General features: G+C 40.8%; 21 protein-coding genes. 16 read left to right on the top strand and 5 right to left on the bottom strand.

What is annotated here, in order from left to right; all coding sequences use genetic code 11:
* Positions 1-23 precede the first annotated feature (23 nt).
* From GN217_RS06140 to GN217_RS06190, 11 genes are all read left to right on the top strand, one after another.
* Positions 24-1,094 (top strand): M42 family metallopeptidase, encoded by a 1,071-nt coding sequence (locus GN217_RS06140; protein WP_232334350.1) that lies wholly within the window; start codon positions 24-26, stop codon positions 1,092-1,094.
* Positions 1,095-1,366: 272 nt separating this feature from the next.
* Positions 1,367-2,353 (top strand): LLM class flavin-dependent oxidoreductase, encoded by a 987-nt coding sequence (locus GN217_RS06145; RefSeq protein WP_156855784.1) that lies wholly within the window; start codon positions 1,367-1,369, stop codon positions 2,351-2,353.
* Between the two features lie 99 nt (positions 2,354-2,452).
* Entirely contained in the window at positions 2,453-3,058 is a 606-nt protein-coding gene (locus tag GN217_RS06150) for a DedA family protein (protein ID WP_156855785.1), read from the top strand.
* Between the two features lie 225 nt (positions 3,059-3,283).
* Positions 3,284-3,628 carry a lmo0954 family membrane protein gene (locus tag GN217_RS06155; RefSeq protein WP_156855786.1) on the top strand — a complete coding sequence of 115 codons (345 nt, stop codon included), beginning with the start codon at positions 3,284-3,286 and terminating at the stop codon, positions 3,626-3,628.
* Between the two features lie 26 nt (positions 3,629-3,654).
* Positions 3,655-4,293, top strand: a complete 639-nt coding sequence (locus GN217_RS06160) for a PspA/IM30 family protein (RefSeq protein ID WP_156855787.1) — start codon at positions 3,655-3,657, stop codon at positions 4,291-4,293.
* 90 nt (positions 4,294-4,383) lie between these two features.
* Entirely contained in the window at positions 4,384-5,112 is a 729-nt protein-coding gene (liaF, locus tag GN217_RS06165) for a cell wall-active antibiotics response protein LiaF (RefSeq protein WP_156855788.1), read from the top strand.
* Positions 5,109-6,182: a sensor histidine kinase gene (locus GN217_RS06170; protein ID WP_156855789.1), complete on the top strand. Its 1,074-nt coding sequence runs from the start codon at positions 5,109-5,111 to the stop codon at positions 6,180-6,182. Before liaF ends, GN217_RS06170 begins: the two co-directional genes overlap by 4 nt.
* A complete protein-coding gene (locus tag GN217_RS06175; protein ID WP_156855831.1) occupies positions 6,182-6,811 on the top strand; it encodes a response regulator in 630 nt (209 codons plus the stop codon). The genes GN217_RS06170 and GN217_RS06175 overlap by 1 nt, the downstream gene beginning before the upstream one ends.
* Before the next feature lie 316 nt (positions 6,812-7,127).
* Complete coding sequence (locus GN217_RS06180; protein WP_232334351.1) at positions 7,128-8,480, top strand: C40 family peptidase; 1,353 nt, start codon at positions 7,128-7,130, stop codon at positions 8,478-8,480.
* Between the two features lie 232 nt (positions 8,481-8,712).
* Positions 8,713-10,005 carry a hemolysin family protein gene (locus GN217_RS06185; protein WP_156855791.1) on the top strand — a complete coding sequence of 431 codons (1,293 nt, stop codon included), beginning with the start codon at positions 8,713-8,715 and terminating at the stop codon, positions 10,003-10,005.
* 129 nt (positions 10,006-10,134) lie between these two features.
* Positions 10,135-10,941, top strand: a complete 807-nt coding sequence (locus GN217_RS06190) for a VLRF1 family aeRF1-type release factor (RefSeq protein WP_232334352.1) — start codon at positions 10,135-10,137, stop codon at positions 10,939-10,941.
* A 47-nt stretch (positions 10,942-10,988) separates the two neighbouring features.
* Here GN217_RS06190 and GN217_RS06195 read toward each other — a convergent pair whose 3' ends face one another.
* From GN217_RS06195 to GN217_RS06215, 5 genes are all read right to left on the bottom strand, one after another.
* Positions 10,989-11,453: an SH3 domain-containing protein gene (locus tag GN217_RS06195; protein ID WP_156855793.1), complete on the bottom strand. Its 465-nt coding sequence runs from the start codon at positions 11,451-11,453 to the stop codon at positions 10,989-10,991.
* Positions 11,454-12,093: 640 nt separating this feature from the next.
* The gene (locus GN217_RS06200; RefSeq protein WP_156855794.1) at positions 12,094-12,507 is read right to left on the bottom strand and encodes a Fur family transcriptional regulator; all 414 of its coding nucleotides are present in this window, start codon (positions 12,505-12,507) and stop codon (positions 12,094-12,096) included.
* Positions 12,507-13,355, bottom strand: coding sequence for a metal ABC transporter permease (locus GN217_RS06205; protein WP_156855795.1), 849 nt, complete (start codon positions 13,353-13,355; stop codon positions 12,507-12,509). The genes GN217_RS06200 and GN217_RS06205 overlap by 1 nt, the downstream gene beginning before the upstream one ends.
* Before the next feature lie 12 nt (positions 13,356-13,367).
* Positions 13,368-14,123, bottom strand: coding sequence for a metal ABC transporter ATP-binding protein (locus GN217_RS06210; RefSeq protein WP_156855796.1), 756 nt, complete (start codon positions 14,121-14,123; stop codon positions 13,368-13,370).
* A gap of 14 nt (positions 14,124-14,137) precedes the next feature.
* On the bottom strand, positions 14,138-15,070 hold the full coding sequence (locus tag GN217_RS06215) for a metal ABC transporter solute-binding protein, Zn/Mn family (protein WP_156855798.1): 933 nt from the start codon (positions 15,068-15,070) through the stop codon (positions 14,138-14,140).
* Positions 15,071-15,409: 339 nt separating this feature from the next.
* Here GN217_RS06215 and GN217_RS06220 point away from each other — a divergent pair, with 339 nt between their 5' ends.
* The 5 genes from GN217_RS06220 to gcvH all read left to right on the top strand — a co-directional run bounded on the left by GN217_RS06220 (position 15,410) and on the right by gcvH (position 21,785).
* A complete protein-coding gene (locus GN217_RS06220) occupies positions 15,410-17,797 on the top strand; it encodes a 3-hydroxyacyl-CoA dehydrogenase/enoyl-CoA hydratase family protein (RefSeq protein ID WP_156855800.1) in 2,388 nt (795 codons plus the stop codon).
* Between the two features lie 19 nt (positions 17,798-17,816).
* Positions 17,817-18,992, top strand: coding sequence for an acetyl-CoA C-acetyltransferase (locus tag GN217_RS06225; RefSeq protein WP_156855802.1), 1,176 nt, complete (start codon positions 17,817-17,819; stop codon positions 18,990-18,992).
* A 39-nt stretch (positions 18,993-19,031) separates the two neighbouring features.
* Positions 19,032-20,816, top strand: coding sequence for an acyl-CoA dehydrogenase family protein (locus GN217_RS06230; protein ID WP_156855804.1), 1,785 nt, complete (start codon positions 19,032-19,034; stop codon positions 20,814-20,816).
* A 135-nt stretch (positions 20,817-20,951) separates the two neighbouring features.
* On the top strand, positions 20,952-21,308 hold the full coding sequence (locus GN217_RS06235; protein WP_156855805.1) for an arsenate reductase family protein: 357 nt from the start codon (positions 20,952-20,954) through the stop codon (positions 21,306-21,308).
* Positions 21,309-21,401: 93 nt separating this feature from the next.
* On the top strand, positions 21,402-21,785 hold the full coding sequence (gene gcvH / locus GN217_RS06240) for a glycine cleavage system protein GcvH (RefSeq protein ID WP_156855807.1): 384 nt from the start codon (positions 21,402-21,404) through the stop codon (positions 21,783-21,785).
* Positions 21,786-21,819 lie beyond the last annotated feature (34 nt).

Here is a 21,819-nt window from a genome sequence, read left to right on the forward strand (position 1 = left end):
TATGATAAAATAAAAGAAAAAGAATGAGGAGAATGCATGTGGCGACTTATCCAAATCTTTCAGAGACGAAAAACCTAATTAAACAACTTGTTTCTATTCCGAGTCCTTCCGGGAATACTGGAAAAGTAATTTCTTTTATTGAAGAGATTTTAACAGATTTACAAATTGAACATAAGCGAAATAGAAAAGGCGGCTTGATTGCGACAATTCCAGGTGAGAATGAAAACGAACATCGTATGCTTACTGCTCATGTCGATACGTTAGGTGCCATGGTGAAAGAAATTAAGCGTGACGGTCGTCTCCGATTGGATTTAATTGGTGGATTTACGTATCACTCAATCGATGGGGAATATTGTGAGATTGAGACGTCTTCAGGGAAAATCTTCACCGGAACGATTTTACATCATGAGACATCTGTACATGTCTATAAAAATGCGCGGGATGCTAAATATAATCAAGAAAAAATGGAAGTGCGAATTGATGCCAAAGTGGAAAATGCGGAAGCAGTAAGAGCGCTTGGCATCGAGGTGGGAGATTTTGTCTCCTTCGATCCCCGTGTTGAAATAACAGATAATGGCTTCATCAAATCACGTCATTTAGATGATAAAGCGAGTGTTGCGATGCTTATCCAACTAATGAAACGAATCAAAGATGAAAAGCTTAGTCTACCTTATACAACCCATTTTCTGATATCTAATAATGAAGAAATCGGTTATGGAGGAAATTCTAATATTCCAGCGGAAACGGTCGAATATGTAGCGGTTGATATGGGAGCAATGGGGGAAGGTCAGTCCACGGATGAATACACGGTTTCTATCTGTGTGAAAGATGGTAGCGGACCATACCATTATGGATTGCGCAAGAATTTAGCTAATTTAGCCGAGGAAAATCATATCGGCTACAAGTTAGATATCTATCCTTATTACGCATCCGATGCGTCAGCGGCAATCCGAAGCGGGCATGATATCGTCCATGGCCTTATCGGTCCAGGAATCGACGCCTCCCACGCATACGAACGCACCCACGAAGATTCCCTAAAAAACACCGAACAATTACTCTACCACTACATCCAATCCAAACAGGTAGAAATATAAAACGGGACACGGGGTCAGAGCACTTGTCCCAGTGGGACATTGGGGACGGAGGCGTTGTCCCACCTCTTGTTCTAGTGTAGGAAACTATAAAATAAAAATGCAGTGATAATTTAGGTATCCAGGGTTAGCCACGTCCGGCTCTGCGCCCAGCAACTAGCAGATCTTTTGGTGGGACGAGTAATCGCAGTTCCAGACGCCCGCGTAAAGAATCGCGTTCTTAGCCTGTAAGGGCGCTTGCGCCTTTGTTCGAACAAGGAAGGTAGGTATAAAAGATGAAACTAAGTATTCTTGATCAGGTTCCCATTCCAAATGGAAAAACTGCAAACGAGGCACTGGAAGCGACGATTGATCTCGCTGTGACGGCGGAAAAATTAGGATTTCACCGCTATTGGATTGCCGAGCATCATGACTTCCCGGGATTAGCAAGTCCCGCACCGGACATCATTCTTGGTATTATCGGTTCGAAAACGAATCGCATTCGCATCGGCTCTGGGGCGGTTCTTTTACCAAACTATAGGCCGTACCAGATAGCTGAAAGATATAACCTGCTGGCTACTTTATATCCCGGAAGAGTAGACCTTGGACTTGGACGAGCGCCGGGCGGATCAGCAGAGGCATCGATTGCGCTTGTAGATAATTTTCTTGAACAGGTGAAAAACTATCCGGAAAAACTGGATGAATTACTCCATTTCTTGAACCGTGATTTTCCTGAAGAACATCTTTTCTCTAAGGTTTCTGCACAACCTGTTCCGAAAGAACAACCGGTCCCGTGGCTTCTTGGCACGAGCAAGAAAAGTGCAGTGTTAGCGCTCGAGAAAGGCCTGCCATATGTGTTTGGCGACTTTATGAGTGATGCAGACGGTCCGTCAATTGTGCGCGGTTACTTTGAAAACTTCCAGGAGGGAGAGCCGGAAGCAATTGTTACGGTGAACGTTATTTGTGCGGAGACGAAAGAGGAAGCGGAGCAGCTTGCGAAAAGCAATCAAATATGGAAATGGATGCAGGATAAAGGGAAGGGAAATGGAAAAATTCCTTCTATTACTGAAGTGAATAAATATAAGTTTACAGATGAAGATCTCGAACTTTTGCGTAAATCCGGTGACAGGCAAATTGTTGGAACGCCGGATATTGTTCGGAAATCGCTTGAGTTACTAAGTGAGGAATATGGTACGGACGAGTTTATGATTCTTACAATTACGCATGATTTTGCGGCTCGTAAAAAATCTTATGAACTGATTGCACGTGAATTTGGTTTATAGCTTCTAAGTTCATGGTAGTTTGTATATAAATATTATAGAGAAGCGTTTAATGGACAAGTATCCATAATAGCAAGGTAAATTGAAAGTCAGGAGGTATGCATGCAAAGCTGGGTCACATATATAATGGAAAAGTTCGGCTACTTGGGTATTTTTCTTATGATGACGTTGGAAAATTTATTCCCGCCCATCCCATCTGAAATCGTTCTTCCCTTTGGAGGGTTCATGACCACGTATGCAAATCTAACAGTAATTGGCGTCATGACAGCAGCGACATTGGGTTCCGTTATCGGTGCGATGATTCTGTATAGCATCGGCCTCCTGATTGATGTGGAGCGCTTGGAGAGAATTGTGGCACGTTTCGGTCATCTTCTTAGAATTGAAAAAGCGGATATTCGTAAAGCGGATACCTGGTTTGATAGATTTGGATATTGGACAGTGTTTTTCTGTCGGATGGTGCCGCTCGTTCGTAGTCTTATTTCTATTCCAGCTGGGATGTCGAATATGAAATTTTCCGCATTCATCCTGTTAACAACACTCGGAACATTGATTTGGAATGCTCTCCTTGTAGCAGTGGGTGTCCTCCTTGGTGAGAACTGGGAAGCTATTCTAGGAATTATGGACGTTTATTCGACAATTGTTTATTCATTGCTTGGAGCAGGCGTCATTTTGATGGCATTTATATATATAAAAAAATGGAGAAAATGAAAAGAATGGTGATATGCCGTTCTTTTTTTGTGCATTTTTTAGGTGCGTATAACTGGGACATTTACACTGACCCCATGTCCCACCAGTCGCAGTGGGACAACACCTCTGACCCCAGTGTCCCACTAAATACGTCTTGGGGCTTAGTTGGATTTATGTCTGGGGCTCATTATCAGGTTTTGTTTTCCGCGGTAAGATGGAGTCAAGATCAAGAAAGGAGGCTGTCACATGAAGAAATTTTTACTCTTTGTTGGGGGATTAATTGCATTTTTCGTGTTGCTTGCCAATATTGGACCAATGATTATTTTAGGGTTGAGTCTCTGGTTGTTGTATATCGTGTTTAAAAAGTTTGTCGCAACGGATTCAACGGGTGCAAAAGTCGGCTGGATTGTAGTTGGATTGCTTGTGTTAAGCATCAGCTTGTCGAACATCTATGCAATCATTGGTGTCGCAGCTGTTTATGTATTGTATTTGATCATGAAGAGCTGGAAGGAAGAACCAGTTGTCCACACGGTGAACGATGACGATCCATTTACGAATTTCGAACGGGAATGGGCAGATTTACATCAATAATTAAATTTAAAAGGAGAGAATAAATTATGTCAACAAACATTTTTACACGCATCATGGATAATATTTCAGCAGACTTGCATCATTTAATGGATAAGAAAGAGGAAAAGAATCCAGTCGCAGCATTGAATCAATACTTGCGCCAAAGCGAACTGGAAAAGGAAAAAGTCAGAAAGATGATTGAGCGCCAGTACAAATTGAAAGATGAATTCTCTCGTGAATATTTACAAGCTCAAGATTTAGCAGATAAGCGCAAGAGACAAGCAGACATTGCAGAGCAAGCAGGAGAAACCGATTTATATGAATTTGCAGTGAAAGAGTATGAAGAGTATGAGAAGCGTGCAGCCCGCTTAAAACAAAGCAGGGAAGAAACAATAGAACAACTCGTTACACTGGAAAATAAATATGAAGAAATGAAGCATCGCCTGAAAGATATGCATATGCGCCGAATGGAATTAATGGGTAGAGAAAATATTGCAAGGGCGAATCAGCAAATGAACCAAGTAATTGATGATGTATCCGATAAACCATTTGCGAAGTTTGCCGAACTGGAGCAGTATATTGAGAATCTGGAATACAAGGTGAATAGCTCCTATTATAAGAGCACATTCGATAGTAAAATTGCTAAGCTTGAAAAAGAATTACAAGATAAAGAAAATGTGGAATAAGATGCGATAAGCTCCAAGGAAAATGATATACTATATAGGCGTAGATGAAATCTGCGCCTTAAACGATTGAAAAGGTAAGGGGGAGCCGTCATGTTCAAGCAATTACCGACAAAATCATATAACTGGATTCTAATCATCGGCATCCTCCTTCTCATGGCTGAATTTGTATTTTCCTTTGGAGGAACAATTATCCCCGCTATTATATGCGGGTTCTTAGTCTATATTAGCTGGAAGAACTTTTATACCCTCTGGGGTAAAATTGTCTTTTGGCTTAGTCTTATTGGTCTCATTTTTTCGATACTGAGTCTTATGGCAGTTAGATTCCTTATTATTGCAGCAATTGTTATCTTTGCGATGAGATACTATGATTCAACGAAAAGAACCGATAGAATCTATCCCAAGCTTCCCGACGATGAAGCACTAAACGAGCCGCTCAGTCGTGTGGAACCTTTATTTGACCATACCGTATTGGATGACCAGTATACGGAGGAGACTGCTTACCAGTGGAGAGATGTGAACATTCATGGCTTACTTGGTGATAAGGTTATTGATTTAAGTAATACCGTCATCCCGAATGACACAGCAATTATTTCAATACGTCATGGTCTGGGTAATATTGAAATATATGTACCTTATGAAGTGGAGGTCAGTATCCACCACAGTGCTATATTCGGTAATGCCCATATCTTCCACGAAAGTCATGAAAAACTTTTTAATAAATCGATTTTTTATCAAACGGCTGATTATGATCACGCAACAACGCGTGTAAAAATCGTCACCTCGCTATTTTCTGGAGATATTGAGGTGAAGCGTATATGAGTACGATTATCCGCCATATATTCACTGGCATTCTGTTTAGTATCTTACTTTCAGCGGTCGTCCTCACACTTGTGTTCACTGTTTTCCCTCCGGACAGTTATGCGATTCTGTGGGAAACCGAGATTGGCAATGTTTCTTTCTTAATCTGGGTGTTTGGTTTCATACTAGCAGGCGGAACGATTTTCGGGATATCAACTGGTTGGTACTGGAGACAACGACTGCATCGGATTGAACGTAAGCTTGACAGACTAAGTAAGGGGCAGAGACTTGATGAGGAAAAAGAACCGTATCACGAACTGAAAAGCATTGAAAAGCGTCTAGAACTCATTCAATCACGAATAGATCAGCAAACGGAAAACGCGCAAAGACTTGCAACAGAAAGAGCGGAAGAACGAGAAAAGAGCTTACAAGAAATTGTCGTCCAAGAACGGAACCGGCTTGCCCGTGAATTACATGATTCTGTAAGTCAACAACTCTTTGCGGCATCAATGATGATTTCAGCTCTCAATCTGCAAAATGCTCCTGAAGATGATGAAATGAAGAAGAAATTACAATTAGTGGAAAAAATGCTGCAACAATCCCAGCTGGAAATGCGGGCACTCCTTCTACACCTGCGTCCAGTTGCGTTAAAAGGGAAATCTCTTGTTCAAGGTGTGGAAGAATTGCTTGTTGAAATGCAACAGAAAATTACGATTGATATATCGTGGACAGCAGAAGAACTTTCTGTTGATAAGGGAATTGAAGACCAACTGTTCCGTATCATTCAAGAAGCGATGTCCAACACATTGCGCCACGCACAAGCCACGAGTTTTCATGTGTTGCTCATTAAGCGAGAAGGTACGGTAATTTTACGTATTTCAGATAATGGGGTAGGTTTCGACATGGAAAGCGTGAAAACTAGTTCCTATGGCCTCCATAATATGAGGGAGAGGGCATATGAAATCGGTGGAACGTTCAAAGTTGTCAGCTTACCGAATCAAGGCACGAAGCTTGAGGTAAAAGTTCCCCTACCTACAGGAGCGGATCAAGAAGAAAGAGCATCTATTCAAACAGAAAGTGAGGAAGAATGATGATAACTGTATTATTTGCCGATGATCATGAAATGGTTCGTATTGGCGTAGCGTCTTATCTGTCCGCACAACCGGATATTGAAGTCGTAGCTGAAGCTGATGACGGAGAACCAGCTGTGAAGTTAGCTCTTGAATGGAAGCCGGATATCATTTTAATGGACTTAGTCATGAAGGAAATGGATGGAATCGAAGCTACGAAACAGATCCTTTCTGAGTGGCCGGAAGCAAAGATTATCATCGTTACAAGCTTTCTCGATGATGAAAAAGTTTACCCAGCGCTTGAAGCCGGCGCGAAAAGCTATTTGCTAAAGACTTCCAAGGCTGAAAAAATAGCCGAAGCGATCCGCGCAACTCATGAAGGCCAATCGATCTTGGAACCTGAAGTAACCGGGAAATTAATGAACCGGATGCGCCATTCTCAAGAGGAAGCGTTGCATGAGCAATTGACAGAACGGGAGAAGGAAGTCCTGCTTCTTCTTACAGCTGGGAAAACGAACCAAGAAATAGCCGATGAGTTGTTTATTGCAACGAAAACAGTGAAAGTCCATGTAAGTAATATTTTAGCAAAATTAGAGGTACAGGATCGAACCCAGGCAGTTATCTATGCTTTCCAGCATAATCTTGTATAATTTTCTATCAGTCTTAAATTATCAGGTGAAATGAAAGGATTTTAATAATATATCGTCCTCTATTAGGAAAATATACGTCTAAACATGTAGTATGCCCGAGGGATATTGCATGTTTTTTCTCTATTAAGGAAATAATTTGTCATTAATTGAAACATAACTGTAATATAACGATAACACGACTGCAATTTTTCGGTGTTACAATACCATTGAAATGAAAATAATACATAATATAAATTAATGACACGAATTTGCAGGTAGGCTTTCATGAACATACATAAAGAGATGCAATAGTAGTGAGGAAGTGGGGAACGAGAAATTGAAAAAGACCTTAGTAACGATGGCTACTGTAACAGTAGTAGGTTTGAGCAGTGTGTTTTTTACTGATCACGCATCAGCAGAATCTATTGATGACCTGAAGGACAAGCAAACGCAAATTCAAGATGAAAGAGGAACGATTAAAGCAAACTTATCCGAGGCAGAAGCGGAGATTGCTGATTTATTAATAGACTTAGAGAATTTAAATGATGAAATTGACCGTGTTAATAAAGCGCTTGACGAAAACAAAGCAACAATGGAGAAAAATGAAAAATCCATTACTGCAACAGAAGAGCAAGTAGACAAGCTTGAAGCGGAAATCAAAGAACTTGAAGAAGCGATTGAAAAACGTTTCGACATTTTAAAAGAACGCGCATCAGCTTACCAAAAGAATGGTGGTAACATTTCTTATCTTGAAGTGTTATTCGGCTCGCAAAATTTCATGGATTTCATTAGCCGTGTAAGTGCAATTAACAAAATTAGCGATTCTGATGCTGAATTAATGGAACAAATCGACGCTGATAAAGTTAAAGTTGAAGAGAAGCAAGAAGAGGTAATTGTTAAACTTGATGAATTAAAAGAAATGCGTGTCGAGCTTGAAGGAATTGAGAAAACAATCAAAGCTCAACAAACACAAAACAAAGATAAAAAGGCAGAAATCAAAGATAAAGAAGCAGCACTTGTTGCAAAAGTAGAAGAACTTGAAGTGAAAGACAGCGAGCTTGCTTCCCTTGAAAGAGACGTTAGACAGAACATTAATGAATTAACACAACCTGCTCCTGAAGTTCAGGTAGCAAGTAACGAAACGAATGCAAGTGGCAATGAATCAAATAACAATAGTTCAAATAATAATGATTCAAGTAACAATAATTCAAGCAACAATAACTTATCAACTGTTTCAAAAGAAGAACCGAAATCAAAATCAACTAATTCGACTAATTCAACTAATTCAACTAATTCATCTGATTCATCCCGTCCAGCAGCGTCTGGCGGTGTTGAAACTGCAATGAACGCTGGATTCGCTCACCTTGGCACTCCATATGTATGGGGAGGAAAAGGACCAGGTGGATTTGACTGTTCTGGATTTGTATCCTGGGCATTTGCTCAAGGTGGAATTTCCGTACCGTCAAGCACTGCAGGACTAGCAGGTGTTGGTACGAAGGTTTCCGCAAGTAATATGCAACCGGGTGACATTGTATTCTTCAACACATATAAAACAAACGGTCATGTAGGTATCTACCTTGGTGGCGGTAAGTTTATCGGTGCACAGAACTCTACTGGTCTAGCAGTAGCAGACATGTCTAGCGGTTACTGGGCTGATAAATTCTCAGGCCACGTACGCAGCGTAAGATAATAAAGTAAACAATTCATAAAATCCATCCTATCTGTAGGATGGATTTTTTTTCGTATTTTATCCTTAAATTTTGAACCTGAATTTTAAAAAATAAAATCTTCTGTATAGACGGGTATGGTTGGATATATTATAATAAAATGGAGCCAATCACAACTAATAATCTGAAATAAAAATGAATTTATATTTGCACTTAGGAGGTGAAGTTCCTATTGCTTGTGCATAGGAACACTAATTGGACGTATTGCCCATAATTAACTTACTTGCAGTTGCTGTACTAATTGCATTAACCGCATTTTTCGTAATGGCGGAATTTGCGATTGTAAAAATTAGAAGTACACAACTTGAACCACACATCGAAGTAGGGAAAAAATCTGCAATTGCTGCAAAGAGAATAATCACCCACTTGGATGAATATCTATCAGCGTGTCAGCTCGGAATAACAATCACTGCATTAGGGATTGGACGACTCGCGGAACCGACATTTGAGAAAATGCTCTATCCAGTCATTTCTTATTTTAATGTTAGTACTGGAATGGTTACGACGATAGCAATTGCGGTCTCCTTTCTGATTGCAACTTTTCTACATGTTGTAATTGGAGAACTCGCACCAAAGACGGTTGCTATTCAAAAGGCGGAGCAAGTTACCTTATTTGTTGCAAGACCTCTTGTTTGGTTCTATCGTTTACTTTACCCGTTCATTTGGCTTTTAAACGGTACAGCTCGGCTAATTATTCTTGCTATGGGGTTCAAACCAATCAGCAGTCATGAAGAGACCCACACGGAAGAAGAGCTGCGTTTAATTCTCGCTGACAGTTATAAAAGTGGTGAAATTAATCAATCGGAAATGATGTATGTAAACAACATTTTTGAGTTTGATGAGCGAGTAGCAAGGGAAATCATGATACCTCGAACTGAAATGGTATATTTCTTTAAAAAAGATAGTTTAGAATCAAATATGGATGTTATCCTTGAAGGACAATATACAAGATATCCGGTAGCGGATGAGGATAAAGATAATATTATCGGGTTAGTAAACTTGAAAGAAGTTCTCACAGGATATCACCAAAATAAGCATGTTACAATTGATCAGTTTATTCGGCCAATTCTGCATGTGTCTGAAGCTACACCGATTAAGCAGGTGCTGCTCAAAATGCAGAAAGAACGGATCCATATGGCAATTGTCAATGATGAATATGGCGGAACAGCCGGTTTAATTACGGTTGAAGATATTTTAGAAGAAATCGTTGGTGATATTCGTGATGAATTTGATGAAGATGAAATACCTGACGTACAGGAAGTAAATGATAAGACATTCATTGTATCTGGAAAACTTCATCTGGAAGATGTGAATCAAATCCTCGGTATCGAGCTGGTAGATGATGAAGTCGACACTATCGGGGGATGGATGTTTACGACAAACCTGGACGCACAGGAAGGCGTCATTATTGAATATGAAAACCACCGTTTTATAATCGAGGAAATGGATGGTTACCAGATTAAAAAAGTGAAGATAATTAAACCATAATGGTTCAGATAGAAAAGCGGGCAAATTGCCTGCTTTTTTGTTGTAAGCTAAACAGTCTTATGTTTAACTACTCTCTATTAAGGATAAATACAAGAAGAAGTAATTATCTTTTCTATAGGAGGCGATGGAGTGAGTCTTACTATTACGGAAACGATTAACTGGCTTAAGGATGTGCGGAAAGAAGGAGCGAACAAGGTCTTTACGATGTATTTAAACACGGATAGATCAGACCCGAACCAGCAAGGGGGAGAATGGAAGATCCACTTGAAGAACGGGATGAGAAACTTCGAAACATACTTACAGCAAGATGATAATACAGAGGAATTAAATAATTTTAAAAAGGTTAAAAAGAAAGCGATGGATTTTATTAAGGAGAATGAGCAGCAACTCCAGCGTGGCATTATTATTTATGCGACGGCAGATGATGATGTGTGGTTTGCTAAATGTGTACAAATGCGGTTGGAGGATGAGTTCTACTGGCAGGAAACACCGGAGATTAATCAACTTATTGAACTAAGCGAAAAGTATCCAAAGCTTGGTATCGTTCTCGTGCAGCAGAACCAAGTTAAAGTGATCGATTCAGAGGCGAATCGGGTAAAGGAGATAACATATTTCGAACTCGATGTAGATACAGAAGATTGGAAGATAAAACAAGGCCCAAGGCGCCCATCTACTGCAGGAGCGGGTGGTCCCAATGTGCATAAGGATAGTTTTGAATCGAGATTCGCTGCTAACCAACATCGCTGGTATAAAAAGATTGCCCCGAAATTAGATAAGATAGCCAAAAACAATCAATGGGAACAGCTTTATATGGTTGGAGAAGGAGACAGTACGAAAGAGCTTGGGAAACTTATGCATCGCCCAATTGACGCCGTTTTACAGAAGAATATGCTCGACCATGAAGAAACAAAAGTGTTAGAAGAGGTGCTCGCATAAAAAGTAAGAAGAGGTAGGACACTCCCACCTCTTCTTACTTTTTCAACTTATTCTTCAGATAAAAATTTTGCATTCACATAGCCGGTGAATTCATCGGTTGTTACCTTTACCCATTCTTCACCGCGATCTTCAACTTCGACTTGTTGATTCATGACAAGTACGCCGACTAAATCATAATCAACACCAGGTCCGCTTCTTGCATTTAAGGTCTCGACCTCTACGGTCCTTGTTGAAGTTGTTGCTTCTATTTCTTCAGCATCTACTGTATCGTCGGCTTCTTCGTCATTTACAACCGAACCAACAGCTCCAGCTACAGTATCTGTATCTTTTGCTTCCTCTTCATCGGATTCGTTCTTTTCGTCTGTTGTGGCACTCTCCGTATCTGTCTGTGGGTATGACATAGAAGCGAGGTCTGGATTGGTAAATTTCTGTTGCATAATGCCTACAAAAACAACGAAGGCAAGCGCAACGATTGTTAGTATAATTGCAATAAAAGCTTTCGTTCTTTTCATCTTATAAACTCCTAAACTATAATATCTAGTAGTAGTATACACGAATTAAACGAAAAAGTCTTTCATTACTTACTCAACATTCACAGGATAAACAGCTATATTTACTTTTGTAATCGAAAGAAGCTGTGAATTGCTTTCCTTTCATACAGCGTAAGTGCAACTCTTACCTGGAGGTTCGCAGTCCAGACACCTCTCGCTTTCCGCAGGCGGCTGGTGAGCCTCCTCGGGCTGTCGCCCTGTGGGGTCTCACCTATGCCTTTCCTCCTGCAGGAGTCTCGAGGTGTCTGGACTGCTCCGAGGGTAAACCTAATTTGGAACACTATTTTTCATTTTAGAAATTAGGATCGCTTATCATAGTGGTGGGTTAGTTTCCATTAATAATAACCCTCTCTATCAGTTCAGTTGCCCGGCGGACGGTGACTCCAACGGGAAAAGCACGTGTCCGAAGACCCCGCAGGAAGTGCTTTTCTTCCGAGGAGGCTGAGGCCGTGCCCGTGGAAAGCATCCGTCCGCCGGGCAACTGAACGGTAATTAGAACGCCAAAAAACTGAAAGAGCTGGACACTTACGCTGTATGAAAGTAATTCTCATTCAAAATGAAAATTCACTTTGGCCAAAAATGAGAAAGGTGAGTTGGTTATTTATGCGACTTGGCATTCGGGACAGAGGCCGTAGATTTCAAATTTGTGGTCCTCGATCATGTAGTTCTCTAGTTTATTTTCAACTTCATCCATCGGACAAATATTAATTTCTTTCGTTTTTCCGCACCTGCTGCAGATAAAATGATGATGATGGTGGGTCGCACATTTCATCCGGAAGTGTTTTTCCCCATTTAACTCTGTGCTTTCAAGTATTTTCATTTCATCATATAAATGTAGATTCCGGTACACGGTGTCAAAACTAATTCCTTCATATTTATCTTCCATAAACTGATGCAGTTCTTTCGCTGTCCGGTATCCATCGGCTTTTTCAAAAAAGGTTAAAATATCTTTCCTGCGCCCAGTTGATTTATACCCATTCTTTCTTAGCACTTCCATTGCATTCTGTAAATTCATTAGGCTTCCCTCATTTCTTGTTGTGATTTCCGACTCGGTTTAAATCCGATTGCTAACAGTAAAATCGTGACGGCAATCATGACAATTGTTCCACCTGGCGGGATACTTAAATAATATCCACTTATAATACCAATGATAACAGAAATTTCACCGAACAAAATAGATAAAAACAACATTTGTTTAAACCCTTTTGCAATCCGCATCGCTGCAGCGACAGGGAGGGTCATAAGAGCGGAGACGAGCAAGACTCCAACAATCCGCATTGAAGCAGCAATAACAAGAGCAGTTAGCACAATAAATAACAGGTGAATGTGTTTCGTATGAATGCCTGAGATCGTTGCATGTTCTTCATCAAAGGATAGAGTAAGCAGTTCTTTATAGAAAAAAGTGACAATCAGAACTACGATAATAAATATTATGAAAATCAATAAGAAGTCACTTTGACTTACAGCGGAAACTGATCCAAATAAATACCCGAATAAGTCCGTGTTAAATCCATTAGCTAGAGATATGAAAATAACACTTAATCCGACACCGGCAGAAAGGATAATCGGAATTGCCAATTCCTGATAAGTTTTATAAACCGTACGCAGCTTTTCAATAAAAATGGAACCGATGACGGAGAAGGCCATCCCGCTGTAAAGAGGGGGGAAGGTGATAAGAAGTAACTTCTCGATCATTAACCCAAAGGCAATCCCTGCCAATGTAACATGGGATAAGGCATCCGCAATTAAAGAAAGTCTGCGGACGACAATGAAAGTTCCGAGTAATGGAGCGATGATTCCGATTAATAAGCCAGTTATAAATGTATATCGTAAAAATTCATAGTTTAAAAAGTCAGCTAGCATAATATTCCTCCATTACGAATGATGGACAATCGTTGTGACTGGATGTCCATAAAATAAAGATAGGTCTTTATCGGAAAGGGAACAATATTCTTCAGGATTTCCATGGAAATGCAATGTCTTATTTAAACAGACAACATCTGTCGCATATTCCGTCATAATCTCAGTGTCATGGGTGACTAAAAGAATTGTTATCCTTTGTTCCTCATTCAATTTGTTTAGTAGCTCATAGAATCGTTTCACATTTTCCTGGTCAACTCCAACGGTTGGCTCATCGAGAATCAATAATTCCGGCTCACTTACAAGTGCCCTAGCGATGAATACCCGCTGTTGTTGCCCGCCAGAAAGCTTTCCGATATTTTCATTGGCAAACTCACTCATATCGACCAATTCAAGTGCTCTTAGGATGTTTTGTTTATCTTGTTTATTTAAAAATTTAAAATAGCCAAGCTTTGCCGTAAGACCAGTTGAAACGACTTCAAAAACAGTTGCAGGGAAACCTGCATTAAAGCTATTTGCTTTTTGCGAGACGAACCCGATTTTATTTCTTTCTTGAAACTTTTCCAGTGGTACGCCGAATAATGTTACATTTCCTTCATCTGGTTTAAGCAATCCGAGAATCAGTTTGATCAGCGTGGTTTTTCCACCCCCGTTCGGACCAACTAGGCCCATAAACTTGCCCTTTGGAAGCTCGAAATTAATCCCATCGAGTATTGGTTTGTTTTGATAGGAAAAGCTGACATTATGCATCGTTATAATAGGTTCATTCATTGGAACACATCCTTTCAATTCATTGCTTTATCAAGGACTGCTAAATTATCTTTCATAATGGAGAGGTAATCCCGATTTTCTTTAATATCTTCATCGGTGAGTACTGCAAGATTATGGATAATCAACGGTTCTGCATTGATCTCTTGCTGAATCACTTCAGCAACCCGAGTTTTTACATTTTGTTCAAAAATAATATGATTGATGTTATTTTCTTTCACTACGTCAATGATTTCTACTAACTCTTTCTGGGATGGTTCATTTTCCGTGGAAAGCCCGTGGATGGAAATTTGTTCAATCCCGTAGCGTTCCTCCCAATAACCGAAAGCTGCATGGGTGACGAGTAATTTTTTAGTTGACTTTGTTGCAAGTAATTCTGTGAATTCATCATCTATTTCTTGAAGTTGTTCTTTTAAATGGGTAAAGTTTTCCGCAAACCGTTCTGTTTCCCCCGGATATTGTTCACTTAACTCATCATGAATAATCTCAGCAATCTCAATCATGCGAATCGGATCGAGCCAAATATGCGGATCCTTGTCTCCGTGGTGATGATCATGATCTTCGTGAGCGTCATGGTCATCTTCTTGGGCTAAGAATAATTCTTCATGCTGACCGATTTCGATTAACTTCACATCTTCATTTTCTAAAGCGCTGGCAGCGGTGCTTGCTAATGCTTCAAGCCCTGCGCCGATATAAATAAAAGCATCACCTTCCGCAATCTTTGCCAATTCCTTTGCCGCAGGTTCGTACGTATGCTCATCCACACCAGGAGGATAAACGGACTGTACTTCAACAAGATCACCAGCAATCTCCTCAACGATAAATTGTAACGGATATATTGTTGTATAAATTGTCCCTTTTGATTGGTCGGTATCATTTGATGCCGTGTTACAACCGGCTAATAATAAAATAAATAATAAAAAGATAAAATTACGTTTCAATACTCTCAATGAACATCCTCCTGTACGATGAAATTCTTCCTATAATAATTCCTTATTAATATTCAACAATCATGGACCTGAAAGGTGAGTAGAGCTCTAATATAAGCGGAAGAGCAAGAATACTTATGCTGAATGATGGCAATCAGCTTATGAAATTCTTTTCTAATCATATCGTAACGGTTACGATTTGTAAATAATAATCATTTCGGTTTAGAAAAAAATCAACATCTCTGTTGCGAAATATCAGAAAGTATTTTATACTAAAAGCAGGTTAAGAGATTGTTCTCTTATTTTTTTAAAGAATAATGAATGAGCATTCATTCAAAGATATGGATTGGGGGATAAAACATGAAACGGTCAATCAAGCGAGCTGCTGTATTAGGCTCTGGAGTAATGGGGTCTGGAATCGCCGCACACTTAGCAAATAACGGCATTCCTGTACAAATGCTCGACATTGTACCATCTGAATTAACGGTGCAAGAGGAAAAACAAGGGTTGTCGCTAGAAGACAAAAGAGTACGAAATCGGATAACCGAGAAAAGTAAACAGGCATTATTAAAGCAAAAGCCATCACCCATTACATCGAGGGCAAGTCTTGATTTGATTGAAATTGGGAACTTTGAAGATGATATGGAACGCTTAGAGGAAGCAGATTGGATTATTGAAGTAGTAACGGAGAATCTCGAAATCAAGAAGCAAGTATTTGCAAATGTGGATAAACACCGGAAGAAGGGCAGTATTGTTAGTTCCAACACATCAGGAATATCTGTAGAAGCGATGATTGAAGATTGTAGTGAGGATATGAAGAAACATTTCCTAGGAACCCATTTCTTTAATCCACCGCGTTATTTAAAATTGTTGGAAGTAATTCCAACCTCACATACCGATCCAGATGTACTTGAGTTCATGAAAGTATTCGGTGAAAATGTTCTTGGTAAAGGGGTTGTGGAAGCAAAGGACACGCCCAACTTTATAGCAAACCGAATTGGAACATATGGGCTTCTTATCACACTAAGGGAAATGCTTGAACAAGGATTTAGTATTGGGGAAGTTGATTCGGTTACTGGTCCACTTATCGGAAGACCAAAGAGTGCCACGTTCCGTACATTGGATGTAGTCGGCCTCGATACATTCTTGCACGTCGCACGAAACGTCTATGACAAAGTGGAAGGAAAAGAAAAGGAAGTATTTGATCCACCGGCATTTATGCAGAAAATGGTTGAAAATGGTTGGCTCGGTTCTAAATCAGGAAAGGGATTTTACGAGAAAAAAGCTGGAGTCATTTATGAAATTAATCCGGATACACTTGAATTTGGTGAACGAAAGAAATTACAAACACCAGCAATCGAAATGGCAAAGCAGGCAAAAGGCTCTCGCGCCAAAATGAAAGCGCTTCTATCAATGCCTGATGATCCGGCAGCTAAGCTCGTTTGGTCTTTATTAAAGCCGGTCCTTATTTATTCCGCCGAACTGGTCGGTGAAATTGCCGATGATATTACGGCTATTGACCAAGCGATGAAATGGGGATTCGGTTGGGATATCGGACCATTTGAGACATGGGATGCGATTGGTTTAAAACAAGCAACCGAGCGGATGCAACGTGAAGGGGAGACAGTGCCAAGCTGGGTGCTAGAGTTAATTGAAAAAGGATATGAATCTTTTTATAAACAAGCAGATGGAGAAATAACTTATTATAATGGCAATGATTTTGAAAAGCTTAAGACAAATCCGAAAGAAGTGAATCTAAGACTCTTTAAGAATAAATCAAATGTAATCAAGAAAAATACTGGTGCAAGTTTAATAGATTTAGATGACGGTATCCTATTACTTGAATTCCATTCACCAAATAATGCGATTGGCCTTGATATTATGCAAATGGTGAACACAGCGATTGAGGAAGCCGAAGCTAACTATGAAGGGCTTGTTATCGGAAACCAGGGTAAAAACTTCTGTGTTGGTGCTAATCTCGCATTAATGTTAATGGAAGCACAGGATGATAATTTCTATGAACTTGATATGGTCATCCGTATGTTTCAAAATATGACGACAAACATTAAATATGCAAATAAACCAGTAGTCGTCGCTCCGTTTAATATGGCGCTTGGAGGCGGGGCAGAAGTGTCGCTACCTGCAGCTGCAATTCAAGCGTCACCGGAAACATATATGGGACTTGTCGAAGTTGGTGTCGGTCTTATACCTGGTGGGGGCGGCACGAAAGAACTTTATCTAAAACAACTTCGCAATATGCCAAAGGGGATCGATTTTGACTTATCGAAGGTCGCGAATGATGTCTTTGAAAAAGTGGCAACGGCGAAAGTATCAACTTCCGCAAAAGAAGCACAAGAGCTAGGATTTCTAGACCAAAAAGATGCGATCAGTGCGAATCCAGATCATTTAATTTACGATGCCAAACAAAAAGTACTTGCACTGGCTCATGCAGGTTACCGGGCACCTGCAAAAGAAAAAATTCCGGTCGTTGGAAATGCAGGCTATGCGGCAATGCTGCTCGGGGCAAAAAATCTCCAGATGAGCGGTTATGCATCTGAACATGATGTAAAGATTGCCGAAAAGCTAGCCTATGTCTTATCCGGTGGAAGAATTAAAGAAGGTTCGCTTATTGATGAGCAGACAATGCTCGATTTCGAGCGAGAAGCATTCTTAAGTCTAATCGGTGAACCGAAAACACAAGCCCGGATGCAACACATGTTAATGAAAGGTAAACCATTACGCAACTAAGGATTAAGGGGGAGAAAATGTGAAGGAAGCAGTTATCGTTGCAGGAGCAAGGACTCCGGTCGGTAAGGCGATTAAAGGTAGTTTACGAGACGCAAGACCGGATGATTTAGCTGCACTGACAATCAAAGAAACATTGAAAAGGGCAGGCGACTATACCGGAAATATTGATGACGTCATCATCGGTTGTGCGATGCCGGAAGCAGAGCAAGGGATGAATATGGCAAGAAATATTGCGGGGCTTGCCGGTCTTCCGAAAGAAGTTCCGGGAATTACAATTAATCGCTATTGTTCTTCCGGGCTGCAAGCAATCGCCTATGGTGCTGAACGTATTATGGTTGGCGCGAGTGATACGATTATTGCTGGTGGGGCAGAGTCGATGAGCTTAATTCCGATGGGCGGACATGTCATTAAACCAAACCCGAAACTCGTAGAAGATGCGGTTGGCTATTATATGGGCATGGGACATACGGCAGAAGAAGTGGCGAATCGTTTCAATATATCCCGAGCAGATCAAGATGCCTTCGCAGCACAAAGTCATGAGCGGGCAGCCAAAGCAATTGAAGAAGGTAAATTCGCTGATGAAATTGTCTCGGTGGAAGTCACAGAACGTGTTATCGGTAAGGATAATAAGGTTGTAGAACAGACAAAACAATTTGCAATGGATGAAGGGGTACGCGCAGATACAAATACAGAAGTCCTTGCTAAACTGAGACCTGCATTTCATATAAAGGGATCTGTAACAGCTGGAAACTCCTCGCAAATGAGCGATGGGGCAGGTACCGTCCTATTAATGGAGCGCGAGAAAGCCCAAGCAGAAGGATTAACCCCCTTATTAAAATTCCGTTCCTATGCTGTAGCTGGAGTGGAACCGGAAATTATGGGAGTAGGTCCTGTGAAGGCGATACCAAAGGCACTGGAAATTGCCGGTCTTGAGTTATCGGATATTGGATTGATCGAGCTGAATGAAGCGTTCGCATCCCAATCGTTACGAGTTATTGAAGCGCTTGACTTAGATACTTCTATTGTGAATGTAAACGGTGGAGCGATTGCACTCGGACACCCGCTAGGAATGACGGGAACGAAGCTGACGCTAACTTTAGCCCATGAGATGCGCCGCAGAAATGTTCAATTTGGAATTGTAACGATGTGTGTTGGCGGTGGAATGGGAGCAGCAGGAGTATTTGAGCTAATTTAATCTTTACAACTAACTTTTAATAAAAGGAGAAGATCAATTATGAGCGAAACAAAAGACAAACTTTTTAAAGGAGGAGCCTTCCTCATTGAAGAATTAACCGGTGAGGACATTATCACTCCTGAGGACTTAACAGATGAGCATAAAATGATTGCGAAAACAACAGAGGAATATGTTAACAATGAAGTCGTCCCGCTTATCGACAAGTTAGAAAACCACGAATTCGAACATTCCGTAGAATTATTGAAAAAGGCGGGAGAGCTAGGTCTGCTCGGTGCAGATGTTCCGGAGGCTTACGGTGGGCTTGGTCTGGATAAGATTAGCTCATCCTTGATTACAGAGAAAATGGCACCAGCGGGAGGATTTTCCATTACTCATGGAGCCCATGTCGGTATCGGCTCGCTGCCAATTGTGTTTTTCGGGAATAAAGAACAGAAGGAGAAGTATTTGCCGAAGCTTGCGACGGGCGAGCTAATCGCTGCCTATGCCCTGACAGAACCTGGCTCCGGTTCAGACGCTCTCGGGGCAAAAGCGACTGCTAAGCTGAATGAGGCAGGAACCCATTATATTTTGAATGGGGAAAAGCAGTGGATCACGAACTCCGCGTTCGCAGATGTATTTGTCGTCTATGCAAAAATTGATGGTGAACATTTCTCTGCGTTCATTGTAGAACGCGATTATCCAGGTGTGTCCACTGGTTTGGAAGAGAAAAAGATGGGGATTAAGAGTTCATCAACCCGGACACTGATTTTGGAAGATGCAGAAGTACCGGTAGAAAATCTCCTAGGTGAAAAAGGTAGAGGACATATTATTGCCTTTAATATTTTAAACGTTGGACGTTACAAACTAGCCGTCGGTGGTGTCGGTGGTTCGAAACGGGCATTTGAACTAGCGGCAAAATATGTGAATGAACGGAAACAATTCAGTGTACCAATTTCAAGCTTCTCCCTAACCCAATCTAAGCTTGCTACGATGGCGAGTGAAATCTATGCAAATGAGAGTGCGGTTTATCGTACAGTTGGATTGTTCGAGCAGCGGATGGGTGCTTTGTCTGATGAAGAACTTGAGGACGGTCGGGAAATTGCCCGGGCAATTGCTGAGTACCAAATCGAATGCTCGATTACGAAATATATGGCGACAGAATTACTTGACCGCACCGCTGACGAAGCGGTTCAGCTGCATGGTGGGTATGGGTTCATGGAGGAATATGAAGTAGAAAGAATCTACCGGGATTCCAGGATCAACCGGATATTTGAAGGTACGAATGAAATCAACCGACTGCTCGTTCCGGGAACATTGCTGAAAAAGGCAATGAAAGGGGAACTGCCATTATTACAGAAAGCCCAAGGACTTCAGGAAGAGCTTATGATGATGATGCCTGAAGAAGTTGGCACAGAACCACTTGATCAGGAAAAGCATTTAGTGCGTAATGCAAAGAAAATTGTTCTCTTAGGTGCAGGTTTGGCGGCACAGAAATACATGCAGAAACTTGAGAATGAGCAAGAAATTCTCGTCCACTTGGCCAATATGGTTGGAGATGTCTTTAATATGGAATCAGCCCTCCTCCGTACTGAAAAAGCGATTCATCAGACGGGAGAGGAGAAGAATGAGCTGAAACTGCTTTATACACAAGTATATGTACAGGAAGCATTCAATCGGATTGAGGCAGCGGCAAAAGAGATCTTAATTGCGGTGGAAGATGGAGATACTCTACGGATGATGCTCTCTTCCTTACGTAAATTGACCCGTCATGAACCGACGAATGTTATTGCGAAGAAACGGGAAATCGCCAAATCACTCATCGAAAGTGAAAAATATATCGTATAATTTCAGTTCGTCCGGAGTATAGAATATGCTCCGGACGATTTTTTTTAAACCATACGAGCTCTGTAGCAAATACATGTGTCAACAAACCTTCTATGTTAAAATAGTGGTAATTACATAAAGGAGCTGGTTTTTAAAATGAGTATGACTTTTTACTGGTATCCAAAATGCGGCACGTGCAGAAATGCGAAGAAGTGGTTGGAAGCGAACGATATCGACTTTGAGGCAGTCCATATCGTTGAGGATACACCATCTAAGGATAAGATTTTACAATTAATTGAAAAAAGTGGTCTAGAACCGAAGAAGTTCTTTAATACGAGCGGTAAAAAATATCGCGAATTGAATATGAAAGAGAAGATTAAAGATGCTTCAGTTGAAGAAATGGCAGAATACCTAGCTTCTGACGGCATGTTGATAAAACGGCCGATAGCAGCGATGGGAGACAAAATCACTGTTGGTTTTAAAGAAGACGAATACGAATCAACTTGGAATTAGTACAGAAGGTAAAGAGAAAATGTGATGTACAGTAGATTTTCTAATCTATCCATTGTATAGTTGGAGTAGAAGAAACGGAAAGGATGATAACCGATGAATTTACCAGAGGACTTACGTTATACGAAAGAGCACGAGTGGATTAAGAAAGAGAGCGACAATAAAGTGCGCATCGGAATTACTGATTTCGCTCAAGATGAACTTGGAGATATCGTGTTTGTCGAACTTCCGGAAGAGGGCGACACAGTCGAAGCGGACGATTCATTTGGCAGTGTAGAATCGGTAAAAACAGTTTCCGAGCTATATGCACCAGTCAAAGGGACAATAGTTGAAATCAATGAAGAATTGGAAGACAGCCCAGAACTTGTCAACGAATCTCCATATGAACAGGCTTGGATGATCGTTGTAGAACTAGAGGACGCAAGCGAATGGGATAATTTACTGACAGCTGAAGAATACAAAGCAATCATAGAAGAATAATACTAAAGCAAGACAAAAAAGGAGGGGGACTAAC

Origin of the sequence: Oceanobacillus sp. AG (assembly GCF_009746545.1) — a bacterium.
GTDB lineage: Bacteria > Bacillota > Bacilli > Bacillales > Amphibacillaceae > Oceanobacillus > Oceanobacillus indicireducens.